Consider the following 22,278-nt stretch of genomic DNA (forward strand, 5'->3'; position numbering starts at 1 on the left):
TGCGCTGTCATACAACGTCGAACAACGAGGAGACCTGCCCATGCCTTCATTCGCTCCCCGGCACACCGTGCGTGCCCTTGCCACCGCCTGCCTGGGCACGGCGCTCTTGCTCGGGGCGCCGCAGGCCGCCGCGCAGGGCACCGTCAACGCGCTGTGCAGCACCGACGCGGGCTGGTGCGAAGCGGCCGCCACGGCCTTCACGCGCGAGACCGGCATCAAGGTGCAGCAGGCCCACAAGGGCACCGGCGAAATCGGTGCGCAGCTGCGCGCCGAAGCCGCCAACCCCAAGACCGACCTCTGGTGGGGCGGCACGGGCGACCCGTTCCTGCAGGCCGCTGAGCAGGGCCTGCTCGAGCCGTACCGCCCGGCCTACATCAACGACCTGCACGACTGGTCGGTGCGCCAGTACGCCATGTCGCAGAACATGGTGGGCGGCTTCTACACGAGCGCGATGGGCTTCGGCTTCAACACCGAGCTGCTGAAGAAAAAGAAGCTCGCCGAGCCCAAGTGCTGGGCCGACCTCATCAAGCCCGAGTACAAGGGCGAGATCGAAATTTCGCACCCCGCCACCAGCGGCACGGCCTACACCGTCATCGCGGGGCTGGTGCAGCAGATGGGCGAGGAGCCCGCGTTCGACTACCTGAAGAAGCTGCACAGGAACGTCACCAGCTACACGCGCAGCGGCCAGGCCCAGGCGCCCAACGTGGCCAAGGGCGAGGTGGCGATCGGCGTGAGCTTCATCTTCGGCTTCGAGCGCTGGCGCCACGACAAATTTCCGGTGAAAACCGCCGCGCCCTGCGAAGGCACGGGCTTCGAGATCGGCGGCATCGCGCTCGTGAAGGGCGCGCGCAACAAGGAGAACGCCAAGCGCTACTACGACTGGCTCATGAGCCCCGCGGGCCAGTCCATCGGCGCCAAGGCCGGCAGCCTGCAGTCGCCGGCCAACAAGACCTTCAAGCCCGATCCGCGCATTCCGTCGATGGAGAGCGTGAAGCTCATCAAGTACGACTTCGAGAAGTACGGCAAGGCGGCCGAGCGCAAGCGGCTCATCGACCGCTGGACGCGCGAGGTGGAATCCCAACCTCGCTGAAAGCGCGGCGCTGAGCCGACACCCGTGTGACAAAGTTCGCGCGGCCTTGCGCTCGTTGTTTTTTGGCGCGACAACCCCAGTTCATAAAGTTGGCAAGGCCGCCGCCCACCATGGGCGGCTCGCCTTAGAATTTTTTGGCTTCGATCCCTTTCTTTCCCATGGCTGATTCCTCCAATACCAAACTCCCGTTCCAGGCTGAAGTCGCGCAACTGCTGCACCTCGTCACGCATGCGCTGTACTCCAACAAGGAAATCTTCCTGCGCGAGCTGATCTCGAACGCGTCCGACGCGTGCGACAAGCTGCGCTTCGAGGCGCTCGACCACCCCGCGCTGTACGAAGACCAGCCCGACCTGGACGTGCGCCTGACCTTCGACAAGGCCGCGCGCACCCTCACCATCACCGACAAGGGCATCGGCCTGTCGCGCCAGGAAGCCATCGACAACCTGGGCACCATCGCCAAGAGTGGTACCAAAGACTTCATGAGCCGCCTCAGCGGCGACCAGAAGGCCGACGCGCAACTCATCGGCCAGTTCGGCGTGGGCTTCTATTCGGGCTTCATCGTGGCCGACAAGATCACGGTCGAGTCGCGCCGCGCGGGCCTGCCCGCCGACCAGGGCGTGCGCTGGGTGAGCGGCGGCGCCGGCGACTTCGAGGTGGCCGACATCACGCGCGCCGCGCGCGGCACCAGCATCACGCTGCACCTGCGCGACGATGCCGACGAGTACCTCAATGCCTGGAAGCTCAAGCAGATCGTCGGCAAGTACTCCGACCACATCTCCCTGCCCATCCTGATGGAAAAGGAAGAGTGGAAAGACGGCGAGAACGACCAGCCCGGCGACATGGTGAAAACCGGCGAGTGGGAAACGGTGAACAAGGCCAACGCCCTGTGGAGCCGCCCCAAGAAGGACATCACCGCCGAGCAGTACGAAGAGTTCTACAAGAGCATCAGCCACGACTTCGAGGCGCCGCTGGCCTGGAGCCACAACCGCGTCGAAGGCAGCACCGAGTACACGCAGCTGCTGTACATCCCGTCCAAGGCCCCGTTCGACCTGTGGAACCGCGACAAGAGCGCCGGCGTCAAGCTGTACGTCAAGCGCGTCTTCATCATGGACGACGCCGAGGCGCTGCTGCCCAACTACCTGCGCTTCGTGAAGGGCGTGATCGACTCGGCCGACCTGCCGCTGAACGTGAGCCGCGAGCTGCTGCAGGAAAGCCGCGATGTGAAGGCCATCCGCGAAGGCAGCACCAAGCGCGTGTTGTCGATGCTCGAAGACCTGGCCAGGAAGCAGAAGACTGCGCCCGAGAGCGGTGAAGGCAAGGTCGACGTGGGCTCGGGCGAATCGGTGCCCGCCCCCGAGCCGACCGAAGGCGTGACCGATGTCGTCGACAAGAACACCACCCCCGCCGCCGAAGCCGCCGCCGAGTACGCCGACGAATCGGGCAAGTTCGCCAAGTTCTACGCCGAGTTCGGCGCGGTGCTGAAGGAAGGCCTGGGCGAGGACATGGGCAACCGCGACCGCATCGCCAAGCTGCTGCGCTTTGCCTCCACCACGAGCGACGTCGCGAGCGTGAGCTTCGCCGACTACAAGGCGCGCATGAAGGAAGGCCAGGACGCCATCTACTACATCACGGCCGACAACCTCGCCGCCGCCAAGAACAGCCCGCAGCTCGAAGTCTTCAAGAAGAAGGGCATCGAGGTGCTGCTCATGACCGACCGTGTCGACGAGTGGGCGCTGAACTACCTCAACGAGTTCGACGGCACGCCGCTGCAGAGCGTGGCCAAGGGCGCGGTCGACCTGGGCAAGCTGCAGGACGAAGCCGAGAAGAAGGCCGCCGAGGAAGCCGCCGAGTCGTTCAAGCCGCTGCTCGAGAAGCTGAAAGAGGCGCTCAAGGACAAGGCCGAAGACGTGCGCGTGACCACGCGCCTGGTCGACTCGCCCGCCTGCCTCGTGGTGGAAGACGGCGGCATGAGCACGCAGCTCGCGCGCATGCTCAAGCAGGCCGGCCAGCCCGCGCCCGACCTCAAGCCCGTGCTCGAAGTCAACGCCGAGCACCCGCTGGTGAAGAAGCTCGAAGGCTCTGCGCATTTCGACGATCTGGCGAACATCCTGTTCGACCAGGCGCTGCTGGCCGAAGGTGGTCTGCCGGCCGACCCCGCGGCCTACGTGAGGCGCGTCAACGCGCTGCTGGTGTGAACGCCCGGCCGCGCATCGTTCGTCGCGCAGCGGCTGCCACGTCGGCGCTGCTGCTGTTGCTTCTGGTGGGCGGCTGTTCGCACTATCACATCGGCATTCCGCTGGTGCCCGGGCTCTCGCTCGGGCTCGGTGCCACGAAGGACGGCAATTTCTCCGTCGGCCTGAACACCGGCTGGGGCCCGCTCGGCGCGGGCGTGGCCCTGCACGACAACGGCGCCGTCACCGGCTCGGCCAGCGTCGGCGTGGGGGTCGGCGTCGGGCCGATCGGCACCGGCGTGGGCGTCGGCAAGAGCGTGGTGCTGCACAACCCGTACGAGACGGCGCCGGCAGCGCCTGGGCAGGCGACGCCTGGCGTGGTGGTGCCTGCTTCGGCAACGGCCACCGCGCCTGTCAGCGTCACCAAGGCCGGCGTCACGCGGCCCATGTCGCCGTCGCCACCGATCGCCGCCACACCCGTGCCGGCGGCACGCGTGTCCTACCGCGCCCCCGCTGCGAAAACAGCGGTCGTGGCCGGCGAAGCAGGCACGCCCGGCAACCCCATCGCGCCCTGATGGTCGCGCCCCTCCCACCCCTGACCGCGCCGCGGCCCGGCGCGAGGCTGCCCTTTCCATGAGTCTCAGTACCGAAGCCGTCCTCGCGCTCGCGCCGGACGATGCCTCCGCGAAGGCCGCCAAAGGCCTGCTCGCGCCCGCCAAGTGGCCCACGCTCGGGCATTCCGACGACGCCGTCTGGGGCGAATGCCAGGGCAGCGGCAGCAAGCCCTACCAGACGCAGGTCGACCTGTCGGGCCCGGTGTTCCGCTGCTCCTGCCCGAGCCGCAAGTTCCCTTGCAAGCACGGCTTGGCGCTCTTGCTGCTGCGCGCGCAAAGCGAAGCCAGCTTCACCGCCGGCGCGCCGCCGCCCTGGGTGGCCGACTGGCTCGCCTCGCGCCGCGAGAAGGCCGAGAAGAAAGAAGCCCGCGCCGCCGAACCGGCCGCCGCACCCGATCCCGCCGCGGCCGCCAAGCGCGACGCGCAGCGCTGGAAGCGCATCGAGGCCGGCGTGCAGGAGCTCGCGCGCTGGCTCGACGACCAGACCCAGCGCGGCCTGGCCGCGCTCGGCAGCGAGCAGGCCGAGGGCTGGGCCGCCATGGCCGCGCGCATGGTCGATGCGCAGGCGCCGGGGCTCGGCCAGCGCATCACGCAGGCGGCCGAGCTGATCGGCGCCGGCGAAGGCTGGCCCGCGCGGCTGCTCGACCGGCTGGGCCGGCTGCAACTGATCGTCGATGCGGTGCCGCGCCGCGACAGCCTCTCGCCCGCCACGCGCGCCGATCTGCGCGCCGCCCTCGGCTGGCCGCAGGACCGCGAGGCGCTGCTGGCCGACGGCGAACGCGTGAGCGACCACTGGCTCGTGCTGGGCCAGTGCCTGGACGAGCGTGACACCAAACTGATCGAGCGCCATGTGTGGCTGCAGGGCCGCGCGAGCGGACGCCGCGCGCTGCTGCTCGACTACTCGCACGGCGGACGCGGCTTCGAGACCGGCTGGGTCAGCGGCAGCGAACGCGCGGCCGTGCTGTGCTTCTATCCCGGCCACGCCTCGCAGCGCGCGGTGGTGGCCGAATTGCCGGCCGAGGCCGCGTCGACCGCAGCGCCGGTCGCCACTGACGACGAAGCTGGTGAATGGCAACGCATGGCACAGCAGATCGCGGCCAACCCGTGGCAGCCGCTGCTGCCTCTGGTGTGGGCCGATGCCGTGCCCGCGCGGCACGGCGACCAGTGGTGGCTGCGCCTGGGCGCCGCGTCGCAGGCCCTGCCGATGCAGCTGGCCGCGGCCGAAGCCTGGCAGCTGCTGGCGCATTCGGGCGGCGCGCCGCTGCGCGTCTTCGGCGAATGGGACGGCGAGCAGTTCGCGCCACTCACCGCGTGGGCGGCTGAGGGTGGAACACCCGTCTGGACCTTGAGCGGAGCGCGCACATGAGCCACTGGAACACCTTGCTGCAGACCGCCCTCGTCGGCACGGCACGCCAACCCGTGCCGGCCGCCGACGGCATGGCCGGCGATTTCGGCGCGCTGCTCCAGGCGCTGCAACAACCCACCGACGCTGCGCAGGGCGTGCTGCTGCGCGTCGCGGGCGCCGTGGCCGTGGGCCGCCGCGCGGGCTTCGTCGCGCCGGGCCTGCCCGCCGACGACGCACCGCCCGCCGCCAACGACACCAGCCCCGCGCTCGGCGACCCCGCCTTGCTCGCCGTGATCGCCGATGCGCTCGCCTCTGGCCCGCAGCGCCTGCAGCACGAAGTGCTGGCCGTGCTCGCCACCGCCGGTTGGCGCCTGCCGCCCAGCCTGCTGCCCGCCGCGCTCGATGCCGGCCGCCGCGACACCGCACTGCGTCCCGCCGTCGTCCTCGCGCTCGGCGAGCGCGGGCGCTGGCTGGCCGCGCGCAACGACGACTGGCGCTACGCCGTCGGCGCCAGCGCACAGGCCGACACCCAAACCCGCTGGGACGAAGGCAGCATCGACCAGCGCCGTGCCGTGCTGGCCGAGCAACGCCGCGACGACCCGGCCGGTGCGCGCGAGCGCCTCGCCGCCGAACTGCCGCAGTTGCCCGCCAAGGAGCGCGCCGAGCTGCTCGGCGCACTGGCCGAGAACCTCGGCCCCGACGACGAAGCGCTGCTTGAAGCCCAGCTGAAAGACCGCGCGCGCGATGTGCGCCAGACCGTGGTCGAGCTGCTGCAGCGCCTGCCGGCCAGCGCGCACGTGCGGCGCGTCGAAGCCTTCCTCGCGCCCTTGCTCTCATCGCAAGGCGCGACGTGGCAACTGAACGCCCCCGAGGCCGCCGACCCGCGCTGGAAGGACGACGCCATCGACGCCGCGCGCCCCACGCACGACAGCCTCGGCGAGCGCGCGTGGTGGCTCTACCAGCTGGTGCGCCAGATGCCGCTGGCCTGGTGGACCGCGCGCACCGGCCTGACGCCCGCTGCATTGCTCGACTGGGCCGCCAAGGGCGACTGGCACGACGCGCTGCTGCGCGGCTGGAACGAGGCCGTGCTGGCCGCGCCCGATTTCGACTGGTGCGACGCGCTGCTCGACCGCCCGCGCGGCCACCGCGGCGGCGTGGGCCCGCTGCTGGCGCTGCTGCCGCGCGAGCGCCGCGAGCGCCACTGGGCAACGCAGCTCGGCGATGCCGGGCAGGGCGTGCAGGACGTCGTCGCGTTTGCCGACCAGGCCTGCGCACCCGGCGACACGCCCTCGGCCGCGCTGTCGCTGCGCATCGCCCAGGCGCTGCGCATGCGCGTTGAGCGCGGCGACCTCGTCAACGACTACGTGCTGCGCCAAGTGCTCGGCACCGCCGCCGCGCTGCTGCACCTCGATGCACTGCCGCTGCTGGCCGACCTGCCGCGCGCGGCCGAGGAAAGCCCCGGCCTCGCCAACGCACTGGCCGACACCGCGCGCATCGTGCGCGCGCGCCGGCTGGTCGCCACGCTTCCTTCTTCTTCCTCTTCTTCTTCACTTTCAACCTCTTCCCAAGGCCGTCCATGAGCAATGTCCTGCGCCAGCATGCCGAACAGCAATTCGCCGAAGAACTCGAAGCGCTCCAGAAGGTCGACGACCGCCAGCGCCCGGCCAACTGGAAGCTCTCGCCCTGGGCCGTGCTCACCTACCTGATGGGCGGCAAGTTGGCCAACGGCTTCGAAGTCAGCCCCAAGTACATCGGCAATTCGCGCCTGATGGAAATCGCCGTGTCCACGCTCGCCACCGACCGCGCGCTGCTGCTGTACGGCGTGCCGGGCACGGCCAAGTCGTGGGTGTCGGAGCACCTGGCCGCCGCAGTGAGCGGCGACTCGACGATGCTGATCCAGGGCACGGCCGGCACCAGCGAAGAGCAGCTGCGCTACGGCTGGAACTACGCCGAGCTGCTGGCCCACGGCCCGTCCGAGAAGGCGCTGGTGCCGAGTCCGCTGGTGCACGCCATGCGCCTGGGCAAGATCGCGCGCGTCGAAGAACTCACGCGCATCCCGGCCGACGTGCAGGATTCGCTGATCACCGTGCTGTCGGAAAAGACGCTGCCCGTGCCCGAGCTGGGCACCGAGGTGCAGGCCACGCGCGGCTTCTCGGTGATTGCCACCGCCAACAACCGCGACAAGGGCGTGAACGAACTGTCGAGCGCGCTCAAGCGCCGCTTCAACACCGTGGTGCTGCCCGTGCCGTCGAGCGAAGCAGAAGAAGTGCAGATCGTCGTCAAGCGCGTCGGCGAGCTGGGCCGCGCGCTCGCGCTGCCGGCCGAGCCGCCCGCGCTGCAGGAAGTGCGCCGCGTGGTGCAGATCTTCCGCGAGCTGCGCAACGGCCAGACCGAAGACGGCAAGACGCGCATCAAGTCGCCCACCTCCACGCTCTCGACCGCCGAGGCCATCTCGGTCATCAACAGCGGCATGGCGCTGGCCGGCCACTTCGGCGACGGCGTGTTGCGCTCGGCCGACGTGGCCTCGGGCCTGATCGGCGCGGTCATCAAGGACCCGGTGCAGGACCAGGTGGTGTGGAAGGAATACCTGGAGACCGTGGTGAAGGAACGGGCCGACTGGAAGGACCTGTACCGCGCCTGCCGAGAACAGCTTTGACGCGAGCCGGCGCATGAGCACGAGCGCGGCGCCTTCGCCGCTGCACTACTTCGGCATCCGCCACCACGGCCCCGGCTGTGCGCGCAGCCTGTTGCGCGCCTTCGAGTCGCTGCAGCCCGACTGCATCCTCGTCGAGGGCCCGCCCGAGGCCGAGCCGCTGCTGTCCTTCCTGGCGCACGCCGACCTGCAACCGCCGGTCGCGGTGCTGATCCACGCGAGCGAGGACACCGGCCTGGCCGCGTTCTATCCCTTCGCCACCTTCTCGCCCGAGTGGCAGGCGCTGCAGTGGGGCGCCGCGCGCGGCGTGCCCACGCGCTTCATCGACCTGCCGCAGGCGCACCGCATGGCGATCGAGCAGGCCGCACGCGCGGCCGACGAGGCGAAGGCGCGAGCGCCTGAAGAAACACCGTTGGGCGATGACGAGACCGACACGGTGCCCGTCGCCGAAACGGTCGAAGCCCCCGAGGAAGAACAGGCCGCCAACACGCTGCCCGACGACCCCTTCGACTGGCTCGCCCATGCCGCCGGCTATGCCGACGGCGAGAGCTGGTGGAACCACATGGTCGAGGAGCGCGGCGACGGCGAAGACCTGTTCGGTGCCATCGCCGAAGCCATGACGGCCGTGCGCGCCGAAACGCCCGAAGACCGGCGCGGCGTGCGCGCGATGGAACGCGAGCAGCGGCGCGAAGCCTTCATGCGGCAATCGATCCGCGAGGCCGTCAAGGCCGGCCACCAGCGCATCGCCGTCGTGTGCGGCGCCTGGCACGTGCCCGCGCTGCAGGGCGCGGCCACCGCCAAGGCCGATGCGGCGCTGCTCAAGGGCCTGCCCAAGCTCAAGGTGCTCGCGACCTGGGTGCCGTGGACCTATCGCCACCTCACGAGCGCCAGCGGCTACGGCGCCGGCATCGATTCGCCGGGCTGGTACGAACACCTGTGGCAGCAGGGGCACGAGGTGGCGGGGCGCAGCACCGGCTGGCTCGCACGCGTCGCGCGCCTGCTGCGCGAGCACGACCTCGACTGTTCTTCCGCCCACCTCATCGAAGCCACGCGCCTGGCCGACACGCTGGCCGCGCTGCGCGAGCGTCCCGCGCCCGGCCTGCCCGAGCTCGACGAGGCCGTGCGCAGCGTGATCTGCATGGGCGAGCAGGCGCCGCTCACGCTCATCCGCGAGCGCCTCACAGTCGGCGACCGCATGGGCCAGGTGCCGGCCGACGTGCCCACCGTGCCGCTGCAGCGCGACCTCGAACAGGCGCAGAAAAGCCTGCGCCTCAAGCCCGAGGCCACCGCGAAGACGCTCGACCTCGACCTGCGCCAGCCCAACGACCTGGCGCGCAGCCACCTGCTGCACCGCCTGCGCCTGCTCGGCCTGCCGTGGGGCGAGGTCACGGCCGGCCAGCGTGCGAGCCGCGGCACCTTCCACGAGGTGTGGCAGCTGCAGTGGCAGCCCGAGTTCGCGCTGCGCGTCATCGAGGCCAGCCGCTTCGGCGCCACCGTGGCGCATGCCGCCAGCGCGCGCGTGATGGAAGGGCTCGCGGCCGAGACCTCGCTCACCGCACTGGCCGAGCAGGTCGACACCGTGCTGCTGGCCGACCTGCCCGTGGCCGTGCAGGCCGTGACCCGCGCGCTCGAAGACCGCGCCGCGCTCACCGGCGACGCCGTGCAGCTCATCGGCGCCGTGCCGCCGCTGGCCAACGTGTTCCGCTACGGCAGCGTGCGCCAGACCGACAGCGCGCTGCTCTCGCACGTGCTCGACAGCCTCATCGTGCGCGGCGCCATCGGCCTGCCGATCGCCTGCGGCGCGCTCGACGCCGAGGCCGCCGAGTCGCTGCGCACCCGCCTCATCGGCGCGCACGACGCGGTGCGCCTGCGCGACGGCGAAGAAACGACCACCGCCTGGCGCAACGCGCTGCGTGCCATCGCCTTCGGCGAAACCGGCGCGCCGCTGCTGCGCGGCGTGAGCTGCCGGCTGCTGCTCGACGACGCGCAGATCGACAGCGACGGCGCTTCGCAGCAACTCGCGCGCAACCTCTCGGCCGGCGCACCGCCGACCGATGCGGCGGCCTGGCTCGAAGGCTTTCTCAACCGCAACGCGATGGTGCTGCTGCACGACGATGCCGTGTGGTCGCTGGTCGATGGCTGGCTCGCGGGGCTCGGCGAGGAGCACTTCGTGCAGGTGCTGCCGCTGGTGCGGCGCAGCTTCGCGGACTTCTCGGGCGCCGACCGGCGCGCGCTCGGCGAACGCGCCAAGCGCGGCGCCGTCGGCGGCACCTTGCCGTCCGCCGTGGCCGCCACCGACTGGGACGAATCACGCGCGGTGCTCGCGCTGCCGCTGCTGCGGGAACTGCTGGGAGTGAAGGCATGAGCGCGAATCCAACACCCATCGACGAAGAACAAACCCTGCCGCCCACCGACCGCCTGCAACGCTGGCGCCTCGTGCTCGGCAGCGAGGCCAACGCCAGCTGCGGCGCCATCGAAGGCCGCGTGCGCGAGATCGACCAGGCGCTGGCCGCGCTCTACGAAGCCGACGGCCGGCGCGGCCTGGGCCAGGGCGGGCAGCGCGGCGGCCGGGGCGATTCGGCGCCCAGCGTGGCCCGTTGGCTCGGCGACATCCGCAAGTACTTCCCGAGCCAGGTGGTGCAGGTGATGCAGCGCGACGCGATGGAGCGGCTCAACCTGCGCCAGATGCTGCTGCAGCCCGAGATGCTCGAGAACGCGCAGCCCGACGTGCACCTGGTCGCCAACCTCGTCGCGCTGGCGAGCGTGATCCCGGCCGGCACCAAGGACACGGCGCGCGCCGTGGTGCGCAAGGTGGTCGACGAGCTCATGAAGAAGCTCGAGGAGCCGATGCGCAGCGCCGTGAGCGGCGCGCTCAACCGCAGCCAGCGCAACCGCCGCCCGCGCCATTCGGAGATCGACTGGCACCGCACCATCCGCGCCAACCTGCGCCATTGGCAGCCCGAGTACCGCACCGTGGTGCCGCAGACGCTGGTGGGCTACGGGCGCAAGGCGCGCCAGCCGCAGCGCGAAGTGATCCTGTGCATCGACCAGAGCGGCTCCATGGCCGCGTCGGTCGTCTACTCGAGCATCTTCGGCGCAGTGATGGCGAGCCTGCCGGCGGTGTCGACCAAGCTCGTGGTGTTCGACACCGCCGTGGTCGACATGACCGAGCAGCTGCAGGACCCGGTCGACCTGCTGTTCGGCGTGCAGCTGGGCGGCGGCACCGACATCAACGGCGCCGTGGGCTACTGCCAGACGCTGGTGCGCGAGCCGCGCAACACCATCCTGATCCTCATCTCCGACCTGTACGAAGGCGGCGTGGAAGACGGCCTGCTGCGCCGCGCCCACCAGCTGGTGGAGGCCGGCGTGCAGTTCATCGCGCTGCTGGCGCTCAGCGACGAGGGCGCGCCCTCGTACGACCGCGACCTGGCCGCCAAGCTCGCGGCGCTGGGCGTGCCCTCGTTCGCGTGCACGCCCGATGCGTTCCCCGGCCTCATGGCCGCGGCCATCAAGCGCGAGGACGTGTCGACCTGGGCCGCGGGGCAGGGCCTGAAGACCAGCCGGGCCGCCCCGTGATGCAGCGCCCGCCGGACCTGACACGGCGGCGGCTGGCCGCGCTGCTGGGTCTGATGGCGGGCACGGCGTGGGCGCAGCAGCCCGACGACACCGCGCGGCCGATCCGCTGGATCGTGCCCTTCCCGACGGGCGCGATCGCCGACGTCGTCGCGCGCGCCATCGGTGCCCAGCTCGCCATCGACACGGGCCAGCCGGTGCAGATCGAGAACCGCCCCGGCGGCAACACCGCGCTCGCCGCCCTCGAGGCCGCGCGCGCGCCGGCCGACGGCCACACCGTGCTGTCGGCCGACAACGGCATGTGGGTGTTCAACCCGGCGCTGTACCGCAGCCTGAGCTACAGCCCGTCGCGCGATTTCACGCCCGTCACGCAGCTGGTGCGGCTGCCGATGGTGCTGCTGGTCGGCCCGGCCAGCGGCGTGCGCGATGCGCGTGCCTTCATCGAGGACGCGCGCGCCTTCCCGGGCCGCTTCAGTTTTGCGTCGGCCGGCAACGGCAGCGCGCAGCACCTCGCGATGGCGTTGCTGGCGCGCGAGGCCGGGCTGGAGATGGTGCATGTGCCGTACCGCAGCGCCGGGCCGGCGCTGGTCGAGGTGGCGGGCGGGCAGTTGCCGTTCGCGATGGGCGAGCTCGCCACGGCGCGCCGCTTCATCCAGGGCGGCCGGCTGCGCGTGCTCGCGGTGGCGAACCCCGCGCGCCTGGCCCAACTGCCGGGCGTGCCGACCTTCGCGGAGCTGGGTTTGCCGAAGGTCGAGGCCGCGATCTTCCACGGCCTCGTGGCGCCGGCGGGCACGCCGCCCGAGGTGGTGGCGCGGCTGCAGCGTGCGGTGGCCAGCGCGCTGCACAACCCGGTGGTGCAGCGCCGCCTCGCCGAGGCCGGCGTCGAGCCGGTGGGCGGCACGCCGGCCGAGTTCGAAACGCTGCTGGCGCGCGAGTCGGCGCGCTGGCATCCGCTGATCCGCGCGCTCAAGCTCTCGCTCGACTGAGCGCGCGACAGGTCAGCGCGCGGCGTTGTCGTCGTTGGGCAGGAACGCGTCGCCCGGCGTCAGCGGCGCATGGCGGTAGCTGGCCGGCGTGCGGCTGAGCTTCACGGGCGCGCCGATGCCGCGGTAACCGCCTTCCATCTCCACCACCATCTCGCGGTGCAGCGTGTGCGGGTGCTGCAGCGCGGCCGCCACCGGCAGTACGGGCGCGGCGGGCACGCCGGCGGCCATCAGCTGGTCGACCAGCGTGCGGCCGTCGAAGGCGGCGAGCGCGGCTTCGAGCTGCTGCTTGAGGCCCTCGCGGTTCACCGAGCGCGCGCCGGCGGTGCGGTACAGCGGGTCGTCGGCCAGCGCGGGCAGGCCGATGCAGCGGCAGAAGCTCGCGAACTGGCGGTCGTTGCCCACGGCCACGAAGATCGGGTCGGTGCCCGTGGCCAGCGCGTCGTAGGGGTAGATGTTGGGGTGCGCGTTGCCGGTGCGGCGCGGCGCCGTGCCGTCCATGAACCAGTTGGCCGCGTGCGGGTGCAGCAGCGAGAGGCCGCTGTCGTACAGCGCCGCCTCCACGAACTGGCCGCGTCCGCTGCGGTTGCGCTCCTGCAGCGCGAGCAGCACGCCGATCACCGCGTTGAGTCCCGTCACCATGTCGACCACCGGCAGGCCCACGCGCAGCGGGCCGCCGTCGGCCTCGCCGTTGATGCTCATGATGCCGGTCATGGCCTGCACGGCGGCGTCGTAGCCCGGCAGCGCGCCCAGCGGGCCGTCGGCGCCGAAGCCCGACACGCGGCACCACACCAGGCGCGGAAAGCGCTGCGACAGCGTCTCGTAGCCGATGCCCCAGCGCTCCATCGTGCCGGTCTTGAAGTTCTCGATCAGCACGTCGGCCTCGGCCACGAGCGCCAGCAGCGCCTCGCGGCCTTCCTCGGTCGAGAAGTCCAGGTGCTGCACGCGCTTGTTGCGGTTCAGGCCGTGGTAGTACGAGGCCACGCCTTCCTTGAAGGGCGGGCCCCAGGTGCGCGTGTCGTCGCCCTGCGGCGGCTCGACCTTGAGCACGTCGGCGCCGTGGTCGCCGAGGATCTGGCCGCAGTAGGGGCCGCCGAGGATGCGCGAGATGTCGAGCACGCGGATGCCCGCGAGGGCGCCGGTCGAAGAAGGGGCGGTGGTCATGGGGTGGATTCGGAAGAAGGAGAAGCGGTGCGCGGCACCAGCTTGAAGGTGCCCGTGGCCAGCGCGAGCAGCTCGCCGTCGGCGTTGCGCGCCTCGCCGCGCGCGAAGCACATCGCGCGCCCGCGCCGCTCGCACACGGCGGTGGCGATCACGTCGCCGGCGCAGGGCGCGGTGTAGTGCACCGTGATGTCGACGGTGACCACGCCGAAGGCCGTGGGCGCGTGCGAACGCACGGCGCTGGAGAGCGCGCAGTCGAACAGCACGGCGATCGCGCCGCCGTGCACGTCGCCGCGGCTGTTGGTGTGGTCCGCGCTGTAGGGCATGCGCACGCGCGCGCGCTCGTCGCCGATGGCCTCGCCGCGCAGCGCGAAGGCGCGGGCCATCGGCATGGGCAGGCCGAACAGCACGCCGGCGGGCTCGTCGATGAAAGCGGGGTCCTGCATGCGGCGCACTCCGTGGTCAGTCGAGCAGGCCGCGTTGGCGCAGGCGCGCCACGCGTTCCTTCTCGCGCGCGGTGGTCGCCAGCGCGTAGCGGCGGTACTGCTCGGGGTCCATCGCGTTGGCCTGCTGGTTCAGCTGCTCCAGCACGCGCAGGCCGGCGGGCGATGCCAGTGCCTTGCGGAAGGCGTCGTGCACGGTCTTCACGCGCGCCGGGTCCATGCCGGCGGGGCCGGCGATGCCGTAGGGCGAATCGATGACCGCGTCCACGCCCTGTTCGCGCAGCGTGGGCACCTGCGGGTAGCGCTTGACGCGCTGCGGCGTGAGCATCACGAGGTAGCGCATCTTGCCGGCGTCGATGTGCGGCACGGCCACGCCCGAGAGCGGCGCGGCGTCGATGTGGCCGCCGAGGATGGCGTTGGTGACTTCGGCGTCGCCCTTGAAGGGCACCATGTTGAGCTGGACCTTCGCCATCTCGGCGGCTTCGTCTATCACGATGCGCGGCGTTCCCACCGCGCCGGTGGCGCCCACGTTGAGCTTGCCGGGGCGGCGCGCGGCATCGGCCGCGAAGTCCTGCCAGGTCTTCCACGGTGCGTCGGCCTTCACGGCGAGGCCGAAGGTGTAGTCGGACAGCATCACCACGTATGAGAAGCTGCGCGCGGGGTCGAAGGCTACCTTGTTGATGAAGGGCTCGCGGTACACCGAGGCCGGCAGCACGGCCAGCGTGTAGCCGTCGGGCGCGGCGCGCACCAGCGCGGCGGCGCCGTTGGTGCCGCTCGCACCGGGGCGGTTGTCGAGCACCACGGGCTGGCCCAGGGCCTTGCCGGCCTCGTCGGCGACGGCGCGCAGGTGCTGGTCGGTGGGGCCGCCCGCGGCATACGGAACGATCAGCGTGACGGGGCGTTGCGGGTAGGTCTCTGCGGTGGCGGCGCCGGCTGCGGTGAACAGCGCGGCGAGGGCGAGCAGGCGTGACAGCCGTTGCGTTTTCATTTTCTTGTCTCCTTGTTTTTCTTGTGCGTCGCGGCGGTCAGTCGAGCTGCGCGCCGGACTTCTTCACCACGTCCTTCCACTTGGCCGTTTCGCTGCCGATGAACTGCGCGAGCTTCTGCGGCGAGGTGTCCGCCGTGGCTTCCAGGCCCTGCGCGGCGAACATCTGCTTGACCTTCGGCGAGTTGAGCACCTCGGCGAACGCGTGGTTGAGCTTGGTCACGCGGTCGGCCGGCGTGCCGGCCGGCGCGACGATGCCGAAGAACACGCTCACGTCGTAGGGCTTGTGCAGCTGCTCGGTGATGGTCGGCACCTCGGGCAGCGCCTGCGAGCGGGCCGAGGTGGCCACGCCGAGTGCGCGCAGCTTGCCGGCCTTGACGTAGGGCAGCGCGGTGAGGATGTCGGTGAAGGTCATGCTGACCTGGTTGCCCAGCAGGTCGTTGAGCGCCGGGCCCGTGCCCTTGTAGGGCACGTGCAGCAGGTCGGTGCCGGCCACCGAGTTGAACAGCACGCCCGCCAGGTGCGACGAGGCGCCGTTGCCCGACGAGGCGTAGCTGAGCTTGCCCGGGTTGGCCTTGGCGTAGGCGACCAGCTCGGCCACGTTCTTCACCGGCAGGGCCGGGTTCACCACCAGGATGTTCGGCAGGTAGCCGACCTGGATCACGGGCGCGAAGCTCCTGGTCGGGTCGTAGCTGATCTTGCGGTACAGGCTCACGTTGATGGCCAGCGGGCCCGAGGTGCCGAACAGCAGCGTGTGGCCGTCGGCCTCGGCGCGCGCCACGTAGTCGGCACCGATGTTGCCGCCCGCGCCCGCGCGGTTCTCCACGATCATGGGCTGGCCGAGCTTGTCGCGCAGCTCGGCGGCCAGCGTGCGCGCCATCGCGTCGGTCGGGCCGCCGGGCGGGAAGGGCACGACCAGCGTCATCGGCTTGGTCGGGAAGGCGCCGGGCTGGGCGTGCGCGGCGGGCGTGGCTGCCAGCAGCAGCGCGGCGCAGGCGGTGCCGAGGATGAGGCTGAGTCGTTGTCGCATGGGGTCTTGTCTCCGTTGTTCTCGAAAAAGGGGCTCAGGCGGCCGTGCGCACGAGCGCGGCGTGCCAGTCGGCGGGCAGCGCGTCGGGTGCCAGCGGATCGCGCGGCAGCACGCGGTGCAGCAGCACCAGCTGGGCCCAGCGCAGGCGCGCGGCGGAGCCGCCGGCCGAGGCCTCCCAGGCCATCGCGGCGGCGCTGGTGCAGTGGTACAGGGCTGAGGCGGCCTGGCGCGCGAGCACGTCACCGCCTTCGCGCGCGGCGGTCTCGGCCAGGGCGCAGGCGCGCGCCATGGTGTCGCGCAGCGCGGCGGCAAAGGCCGGTGTGAGCGTGGTGGCGTCGCTGATGAGCTTCTCGACGTGCGCGCGCAGCACGGGCAGCGAGCCTTCGCGCTTCACGGCGCGGATCACGTCCAGCGCCACGATGTTGCTGGTGCCTTCCCAGATCGATCCCAGGTGCGCGTCGCGCACGAGGCGCGGATCGCTCCACTCCTCGATGTAGCCGCAGCCGCCGCGCACTTCCATCGCATCGCCCGTGACCTGGCGCGCATCGCGGCAGGCGCGGAACTTGATGAGCGGCGTGAGGATGCGCAGCAGCGCGTACGCATCGGGCTCGCCGGCGTCGGAGCGCGCCAGCGCCTGCGCGGTCTGGCAGACCATGGTGCGGGCCTGCTCGGACGGCACGCGCAGCTTGTCGAGCTGGCGCTGCATCAGCGGCATCTGCTCGAGCGCGCGGCCGAAGGCGCGGCGCTCGGAGGCGATGTACTCGGCCTCGGCCACCGCGCGGCGCATCAGGCCGGCGGAACGCACGCCGTTGGACAGGCGCGAGTTGTTGACCATGTCGGCCATCTGCTGGAAGCCGCGGCCTTCCTCGCCCACGAGGTAGGCCACCGCGCCTTCGAGGCGGATCTCGCCGCTGGCCATCGAGCGCGTGCCCAGCTTGTCCTTGAGCCGGATGATGCGGTAATGGTTGAGGCTGCCGTCGTCGAGTTCGCGCGGGAGCAGGAACAGCGACACGCCCTTCATGCCCGCGGGCGCGTCGTCGGCGCGCGCCAGCACCATCGCAAAGCCGGCGTCGGGGTTGGAGCAGAACCACTTGTCGCCGGCCAGGCGCCAGCTGCCGTCGGCCTGGCGCTGCGCGGTGGTGGCGGTGGCGGCGATGTCGGAGCCGGCGGCCTGCTCGGTCATGAACATCGCGCCCTGCGCGAGCTCGTCGAAGTCGAGCGAGGTCAGGCGCGGCAGGTACTTGGCGACCAGCTCGGGCGCGCCGAACTTCTTCAGCGTGCGCGTGAGCGAGTCGGTCATCGAGACCGGGCAGCACAGGCCGAACTCGGCCTGCACGAAGAGGTAGGTCAGCACGTACTTGACCAGCGGCGGCATCTTGCCGGCCCAGCCCAGCGTCTCGTCGCGGTGCGAGATGGCGGCCAGGCCGAATTCGCTGAGCGCCAGGCGCTCCATCTCGACATAGGCCGGGTGCTTGATGACCTTCTGCTCGTCGATGCCGGTGCGCGTGCGCTGCTTCAGCGTGGGCGGGTTGCGGTCGGCGGTGCCGGCCAGGTCGTCCAGCAGGCCGCCCGCCAGGCCGCCCAGGCGCTCGAAGTGCGGGCGCATGTGGGTGCGCAGGGCCTCGGGCAGGTACAGCGCGAGCAGCGTGTGCAGCTCGGTGTCGGTGGTGAAGAGGTTCTGGCCGTGGCGATCGGGGATCGGGTGCGCGGCGGCTGTGGCAGCGGAAGCAGCGGGTGTGGGCATGCGGGCGTCTCCTGGTTCGCCGCATTGTTGAGTTGGCAATGATCCGTGTCTAATATTGATTTGGTCTTGTACGATTTGATTTAGCTATTCATGGAACTGCGGCACCTGCGCTACTTCTCCGTGCTCGCCGAAGAGCTGCACTTCGGGCGCGCCGCGCGGCGGCTGGCCATTTCGCAGCCGCCGCTGTCGGTGGCGATCCGCCAGCTCGAAGACTCGGTGGGCGCGCGCCTGTTCGAGCGCAACAGCAAGGAAGTGCGGCTCACGCCCGCGGGCGAGGCGCTGCGCGTGTCGGCGCGGCGCGTGCTGCTGCAGGCTGAAGAAGCGGCGCTGGAGGCGCGCGACGTGGCCACCGGCTCGGCGGGCCGGCTGCGCATCGGCTTCGTGGGCGCCATGCTCTACCGCGGCCTGCCGCCCGCGCTGCGTGCGTTCCAGGCGCGGCATCCAGCGGTGCGCATCACGCTGAGCGAACTCAACTCCGGCGTGCAGATCGCCGAGCTGCTGCACGATCGGCTCGACCTGGGCTTTGTCCACACCAGCCGCATGCCGGCCGAGCTGCAGCACCGGCTGCTGCTGTCGGAGCCCTTCGTGGCCTGCCTGCCCGCGGGCCATGCGCTGGCGCGCAAGCGCGTGCTGGCGCCGGCCGACCTGCGCGACCAGCCCTTCGTGCTGTTCTCGCGCGAGGCTTCACCCGATTACCACGAGCGCATCCTGTCGATCTGCGCCGACGCGGGCTTCCTGCCCGAGGTGCGCCACGAGGTGCGGCACTGGCTGGCCGTGGTGTCGCTGGTGTCGCAGGGCATGGGCGTGGCGCTGGTGCCGCAGGCGATGCGGCACTCGGCGCTGCGCGGGGCGGTGTTCCGCCCGCTCGACCGCGCGGTGGTGCAGTCGGAGGCCTATGGCGTGTGGCGCGCCGGGCCGGTCAATGTGCTGGTCGAGCGGCTGCTCGAAGGCGTGGCGCAGAGCCTGGCCGCGAACGCCGCTCAGTGATCACGCGTAGAGGGGCTCTTCCGCCATCTGCTCGCACTGGTCTTCCAGCACGAGGATCTGGCCCTTCCAGTAGTCGCTGGAGCCGAACCACGGGAAGTTGATCGGGAAGATCGGGTCTTCCCAGCGGCGTGCCAGCCAGGCGCTGTAGTGGATGAGCCGCAGCGTGCGCAGCGGCTCGATGAGCGCCAGCTCGCGGCGGTCGAATTCGCGGAACTGCTCGTAGCCGTCGAGCAGGCCCGACAGCTGCGCCGTGCGCTGCGCGCGGTCGCCCGACAGCAGCATCCACAGGTCTTGCACCGCGAAGCCCGTGCGCGCGTCGTCCAGGTCGACGAAGTGCGGGCCGCCGCCGGGGCGGTCGGTGGGCGTCCACAGGATGTTGCCGGGGTGCACGTCGCCGTGCAGGCGCAGCTTGCGGGGCTTGAAGTCGGAGGCCGGCGGCTGCAGCGCCAGGGCGGTGGCGCGAACCATGTCCAGCGCCTCGTTGCAGATTTTTTCCCAGTCGCGCTGCATGTCGAGCGGGATCTTGTCGTTCTCGAGCAGCCAGTCGCGCGAGTCCAGCCCGAAGGTCTGCAGGTCGAGCGCGGGGCGGGCCTCGAAGGGCTTGGCGCTGCCCACCGTGTGGATGCGCGCCAGGAAGCGGCCCACCCATTCGAGCACCTCGAAGTTGTCCAGCTCGGGCGCGCGCCCGCCGCGGTAGGGGCTCACGCTGAAGGCAAAGCCGGCGTGGTGGTGCAGCGTCTTGCCGTCGAAGGCCAGCGGCGGCACGGCCGGCACCTCGCCAGCGGCCAGTTCGAGCGAGAAGGCGTGCTCTTCGAGGATCTCGGCCTCGCTCCAGCGGCCGGGGCGGTAGAACTTGAGCACCACCGCGGGATGGGGATTCGGGTCTTCCAGGTAGACCTGGTAGACCCGGTTTTCATAGGAGTTCAGGCCGGTGAGGCGGCCGTCGCCGTGCAGGCCGAGTGTCGCGAGCGCGTCGAGCACCACGTCGGGCGTGAGGCTCTCGTAAGGATGGGTGTTCGCGGGCGCGACAGAAGAAGGGGTCATGCGGCGATTGTCGCCACATGGGCCCCGTGCGGGTCAGCGAGCGCCCGCTTGTTTGTAAAGCGAAAGGATATGGCCGGTGCGCGGGTCGCCCTTGCCCGCCAGCACCTGCGCGTAGGCGGCCTGCACCGCCTCGCCGCCGTGGTGGTGCTCGGTGTGCAGCCAGGGGTTGCTGGCGTCGGTCACCGTGGCCAGGAAGCGGTGCCACGCGGCCACCATGCGCCGGCCGAACTCGTCAGCGCCCCATTCGGTGGTGCGCTTTTTTATCTGCGCCGGCGCAAAGAACAGCGTGGCGCGCGGGCCGGTCAGGCTCTTGCCCGCGCCCTTGGCGGCGAGCTGCTCCACGTGCGTGCCGCCGATCGAGCTGCTGTACTTGAGGTTCGTGAAGCGTTCGTGGATCGCGGTGCGCAGCTCGCCGTTGCCGGCGAAGTCGATGTACACGCACGGGGTGTCGGCCGCGATGGTGTCCAGCGCGTCGTAGGTCACCACGCGGTCGTAGCAGCCCAGGCTCTGGCAGAAGGCCACGTTGGCGGGCGAGGTGAGGCCGACCACCTCGATGCCGTCGCGCTGGTGCAGCTGGAAGGCCGTGCCGTAGGCCGTCTTGCTCGACGCGCTCGACAGCAGCATGGTGGTGGCGCCGAAGAAGTCGTTGTCGGCCATGAAGTCGTCGATCAGCCACGAGGTGATGAACAGCGGGCGCAGCAGCGCCTGCAGGTCTTCGGTGTCGGTGGTGTACAGCGGGTCGGCGTTGCAGCGGAAGTACTGGTTGTAGACCGCGGGCAGCTCGGCGCGGTGCGCCGCCGCGTCGGTGAAGCGCGAGGGCGAGAGCCGGTCGGGGCTGAGCACCGCGCTCGTGGACATCGGCCAGTAGCCGTAGATCCGTTCGCCCACGGCCACGCCCGGGTGCTGCGACTGCACCACGCTGGCAAAGCCCCACACCGGGATGCTGCCCCAGCCTTCTTCCTCTGAGGGAAAGAACTGCCAGTAGCTCATCGCATCGCCGAAGGCGGCGTAGGTGATGTTGTTGGAGGTGAGCGCAAAGCTGTCGATGCGCACGCGCACCTGGCCGTCGGTCAGTGGCCGGTCGGAGGTGTCGGTGTGCAGGCGCGCGGTGGCCAGCTGGTCTTTGCGGATCAGGAGGTGGGTGGTGCTCATGGGGTCGATCTCCACGGGTGTGTGTTGAAGACGGGGGGCGGGACGGGCGAGACGTGCGGCCACATTAGCCAAGCTTGGTGAAAGGCGCTATCTCGGCGTGCGTTTCGGCGTCACCCGTGAGACAGACATGAAAAAAGCGCCCAGGCTTGGGGCCGGGGCGCTTTGTTTCACGAAACCGTCAGAGCGGAATCAGACGATGGTGAGTTCCACGTCGATGTTGCCGCGGGTGGCGTTCGAGTAGGGGCAGACCTGGTGAGCCGTGTCGACCAGCAGCTTCTTCTGTGCGTCGTCCAGGCCGGGCAGCGAGATCGCCAGTTGCACCGAGATGCCGTAGGCCGCGCCGCCGTTCGTCGGGCCGAGGGAGACCTTCGAGTCGATGGCGACTTCTTCCGGCACCTTGACGCTGATCTTCGGGCCGACGGCCTTCATGGCGCCGATGAAGCAGGCGGCGTAGCCGACCGCGAACAGCTGCTCGGGGTTGGTGCCGGGCTTGCCCGAGCCGGGCGAGCTCAGCTTGACGTCGATGGCGCCGTCGCTGGACTTGCCGGCGCCGTCACGGCCGCCGACGGTGTGGGCTTCTGCGGTGTAGAGAACTTTGTCGAGCTTGGTGGTCATGGTGATTTCCTTTGGTCAGGGGAGTGGTGATGAAAGGGCTTCTTCTCACGAAGCCGGGGAGAACTCTGGATGGGTTGTTTGTGTGTCAGGCGGCTTTGCGGATGCGGTCGCGCAGGGTTTGTATTTGCTGCGTGAGGGCGATCAGCTCGGGGACGGAGCATTCGGCGGCGGCCATGAGGCATTCGGGGACGTTGGCGGCTCGGGACTTGAGCTTGCGGCCTGCGGGGGTGAGCGTGATGTGGACGCGGCGCTCGTCTGCGACGTCGCGGACTCGGGCTACGTAGCCGTTGGCTTCGAGGCGCTTGAGGAGCGGGGTGAGGGTGCCGGAATCCAGCGAGAGACGTTCGCCGAGGGCGGAGACGGTGGGGCCGTCTTGCTCCCAGAGGGCGAGCATCACCAGGTATTGGGGGTAGGTGAGCTGGAGCTTTTCGAGCAACGGCTTGTAGAGGCGGGTCATTGCCAAGGAGGCGGAGTAGACGGCGAAGCAGAGCTGGTTGTCTAGCTTGAGCAGGTCGTCTGTGTTGGGTTTCGTTGGCATGGATTGAATTGTAGTTCGCAATTGAATTGTGTGCAATGTAGTTGTTTTGGATTGGTTTTGGGGGTTGCTTTCCGGGGCCGGGTCTCGCCCCGGCGGGCGACTCACTTTCTTTTGCTTCGCCAAAAGAAAGTAAGCAAAGAAAAGGCGACC

At 70.5% G+C, this 22,278-nt stretch carries 19 protein-coding genes; 10 read left to right on the forward strand and 9 right to left on the reverse strand.

Annotated elements, in window-relative coordinates:
* The first annotated feature begins 40 nt into the window (after nucleotides 1–40).
* From AC1RL8_RS28325 to AC1RL8_RS28365, 9 genes are all read left to right on the forward strand, one after another.
* Nucleotides 41–1,090, forward strand: coding sequence for an ABC transporter substrate-binding protein (locus AC1RL8_RS28325; RefSeq protein ID WP_492686945.1), 1,050 nt, complete (start codon nucleotides 41–43; stop codon nucleotides 1,088–1,090).
* 158 nt (nucleotides 1,091–1,248) lie between these two features.
* The gene (gene htpG / locus AC1RL8_RS28330) at nucleotides 1,249–3,285 is read left to right on the forward strand and encodes a molecular chaperone HtpG (protein ID WP_492686946.1); all 2,037 of its coding nucleotides are present in this window, start codon (nucleotides 1,249–1,251) and stop codon (nucleotides 3,283–3,285) included.
* Nucleotides 3,282–3,836, forward strand: a complete 555-nt coding sequence (locus AC1RL8_RS28335) for a hypothetical protein (RefSeq protein WP_492686947.1) — start codon at nucleotides 3,282–3,284, stop codon at nucleotides 3,834–3,836. Before htpG ends, AC1RL8_RS28335 begins: the two co-directional genes overlap by 4 nt.
* A gap of 58 nt (nucleotides 3,837–3,894) precedes the next feature.
* On the forward strand, nucleotides 3,895–5,241 hold the full coding sequence (locus AC1RL8_RS28340; RefSeq protein WP_492686948.1) for an SWIM zinc finger family protein: 1,347 nt from the start codon (nucleotides 3,895–3,897) through the stop codon (nucleotides 5,239–5,241).
* Nucleotides 5,238–6,800, forward strand: coding sequence for a DUF5691 domain-containing protein (locus tag AC1RL8_RS28345; RefSeq protein WP_492686949.1), 1,563 nt, complete (start codon nucleotides 5,238–5,240; stop codon nucleotides 6,798–6,800). Before AC1RL8_RS28340 ends, AC1RL8_RS28345 begins: the two co-directional genes overlap by 4 nt.
* Nucleotides 6,797–7,876 (forward strand): AAA family ATPase, encoded by a 1,080-nt coding sequence (locus tag AC1RL8_RS28350; RefSeq protein WP_062482644.1) that lies wholly within the window; start codon nucleotides 6,797–6,799, stop codon nucleotides 7,874–7,876. Before AC1RL8_RS28345 ends, AC1RL8_RS28350 begins: the two co-directional genes overlap by 4 nt.
* 13 nt (nucleotides 7,877–7,889) lie before the next feature.
* Nucleotides 7,890–10,238 (forward strand): DUF5682 family protein, encoded by a 2,349-nt coding sequence (locus AC1RL8_RS28355; RefSeq protein WP_492686950.1) that lies wholly within the window; start codon nucleotides 7,890–7,892, stop codon nucleotides 10,236–10,238.
* The gene (locus tag AC1RL8_RS28360) at nucleotides 10,235–11,449 is read left to right on the forward strand and encodes a VWA domain-containing protein (protein ID WP_070063047.1); all 1,215 of its coding nucleotides are present in this window, start codon (nucleotides 10,235–10,237) and stop codon (nucleotides 11,447–11,449) included. The genes AC1RL8_RS28355 and AC1RL8_RS28360 overlap by 4 nt, the downstream gene beginning before the upstream one ends.
* Nucleotides 11,449–12,432: a Bug family tripartite tricarboxylate transporter substrate binding protein gene (locus tag AC1RL8_RS28365; RefSeq protein ID WP_492686951.1), complete on the forward strand. Its 984-nt coding sequence runs from the start codon at nucleotides 11,449–11,451 to the stop codon at nucleotides 12,430–12,432. Before AC1RL8_RS28360 ends, AC1RL8_RS28365 begins: the two co-directional genes overlap by 1 nt.
* Nucleotides 12,433–12,444: 12 nt before the next feature.
* Here the strand turns inward: AC1RL8_RS28365 and AC1RL8_RS28370 are convergent, their stop codons facing one another.
* Genes AC1RL8_RS28370 through AC1RL8_RS28390 form a run of 5 tightly spaced genes read right to left on the reverse strand, consistent with a single transcriptional unit; the run spans nucleotide 12,445 to nucleotide 17,792 of the window.
* The gene (locus AC1RL8_RS28370; protein WP_492686952.1) at nucleotides 12,445–13,593 is read right to left on the reverse strand and encodes a CaiB/BaiF CoA transferase family protein; all 1,149 of its coding nucleotides are present in this window, start codon (nucleotides 13,591–13,593) and stop codon (nucleotides 12,445–12,447) included.
* On the reverse strand, nucleotides 13,590–14,036 hold the full coding sequence (locus tag AC1RL8_RS28375) for a PaaI family thioesterase (RefSeq protein ID WP_095950284.1): 447 nt from the start codon (nucleotides 14,034–14,036) through the stop codon (nucleotides 13,590–13,592). Before AC1RL8_RS28375 ends, AC1RL8_RS28370 begins: the two co-directional genes overlap by 4 nt.
* A gap of 16 nt (nucleotides 14,037–14,052) precedes the next feature.
* Nucleotides 14,053–15,021 carry a tripartite tricarboxylate transporter substrate binding protein gene (locus tag AC1RL8_RS28380; protein ID WP_492686953.1) on the reverse strand — a complete coding sequence of 323 codons (969 nt, stop codon included), beginning with the start codon at nucleotides 15,019–15,021 and terminating at the stop codon, nucleotides 14,053–14,055.
* Between the two features lie 37 nt (nucleotides 15,022–15,058).
* Complete coding sequence (locus AC1RL8_RS28385) at nucleotides 15,059–16,048, reverse strand: Bug family tripartite tricarboxylate transporter substrate binding protein (RefSeq protein WP_447747790.1); 990 nt, start codon at nucleotides 16,046–16,048, stop codon at nucleotides 15,059–15,061.
* Between the two features lie 34 nt (nucleotides 16,049–16,082).
* Nucleotides 16,083–17,792, reverse strand: coding sequence for an acyl-CoA dehydrogenase family protein (locus tag AC1RL8_RS28390; protein WP_492686954.1), 1,710 nt, complete (start codon nucleotides 17,790–17,792; stop codon nucleotides 16,083–16,085).
* Between the two features lie 90 nt (nucleotides 17,793–17,882).
* Here AC1RL8_RS28390 and AC1RL8_RS28395 point away from each other — a divergent pair, with 90 nt between their 5' ends.
* On the forward strand, nucleotides 17,883–18,779 hold the full coding sequence (locus AC1RL8_RS28395; RefSeq protein WP_492686955.1) for a LysR family transcriptional regulator: 897 nt from the start codon (nucleotides 17,883–17,885) through the stop codon (nucleotides 18,777–18,779).
* On the opposite strand, the gene AC1RL8_RS28400 is transcribed toward AC1RL8_RS28395, so the two are convergent.
* From AC1RL8_RS28400 to AC1RL8_RS28415, 4 genes are all read right to left on the reverse strand, one after another.
* Complete coding sequence (locus AC1RL8_RS28400; protein ID WP_070063054.1) at nucleotides 18,780–19,823, reverse strand: serine/threonine protein kinase; 1,044 nt, start codon at nucleotides 19,821–19,823, stop codon at nucleotides 18,780–18,782. It lies immediately after the preceding gene.
* A 33-nt stretch (nucleotides 19,824–19,856) separates the two neighbouring features.
* The gene (locus AC1RL8_RS28405; protein ID WP_487847446.1) at nucleotides 19,857–20,975 is read right to left on the reverse strand and encodes a DUF2855 family protein; all 1,119 of its coding nucleotides are present in this window, start codon (nucleotides 20,973–20,975) and stop codon (nucleotides 19,857–19,859) included.
* Nucleotides 20,976–21,164: 189 nt separating this feature from the next.
* Nucleotides 21,165–21,590 carry an organic hydroperoxide resistance protein gene (locus AC1RL8_RS28410; protein WP_062481095.1) on the reverse strand — a complete coding sequence of 142 codons (426 nt, stop codon included), beginning with the start codon at nucleotides 21,588–21,590 and terminating at the stop codon, nucleotides 21,165–21,167.
* A gap of 85 nt (nucleotides 21,591–21,675) precedes the next feature.
* Complete coding sequence (locus tag AC1RL8_RS28415; protein ID WP_307581883.1) at nucleotides 21,676–22,128, reverse strand: MarR family winged helix-turn-helix transcriptional regulator; 453 nt, start codon at nucleotides 22,126–22,128, stop codon at nucleotides 21,676–21,678.
* Between the last annotated feature and the right edge of the window lie 150 nt (nucleotides 22,129–22,278).

Source organism: Variovorax sp. GW822-FHT04E09, from assembly GCF_058800845.1.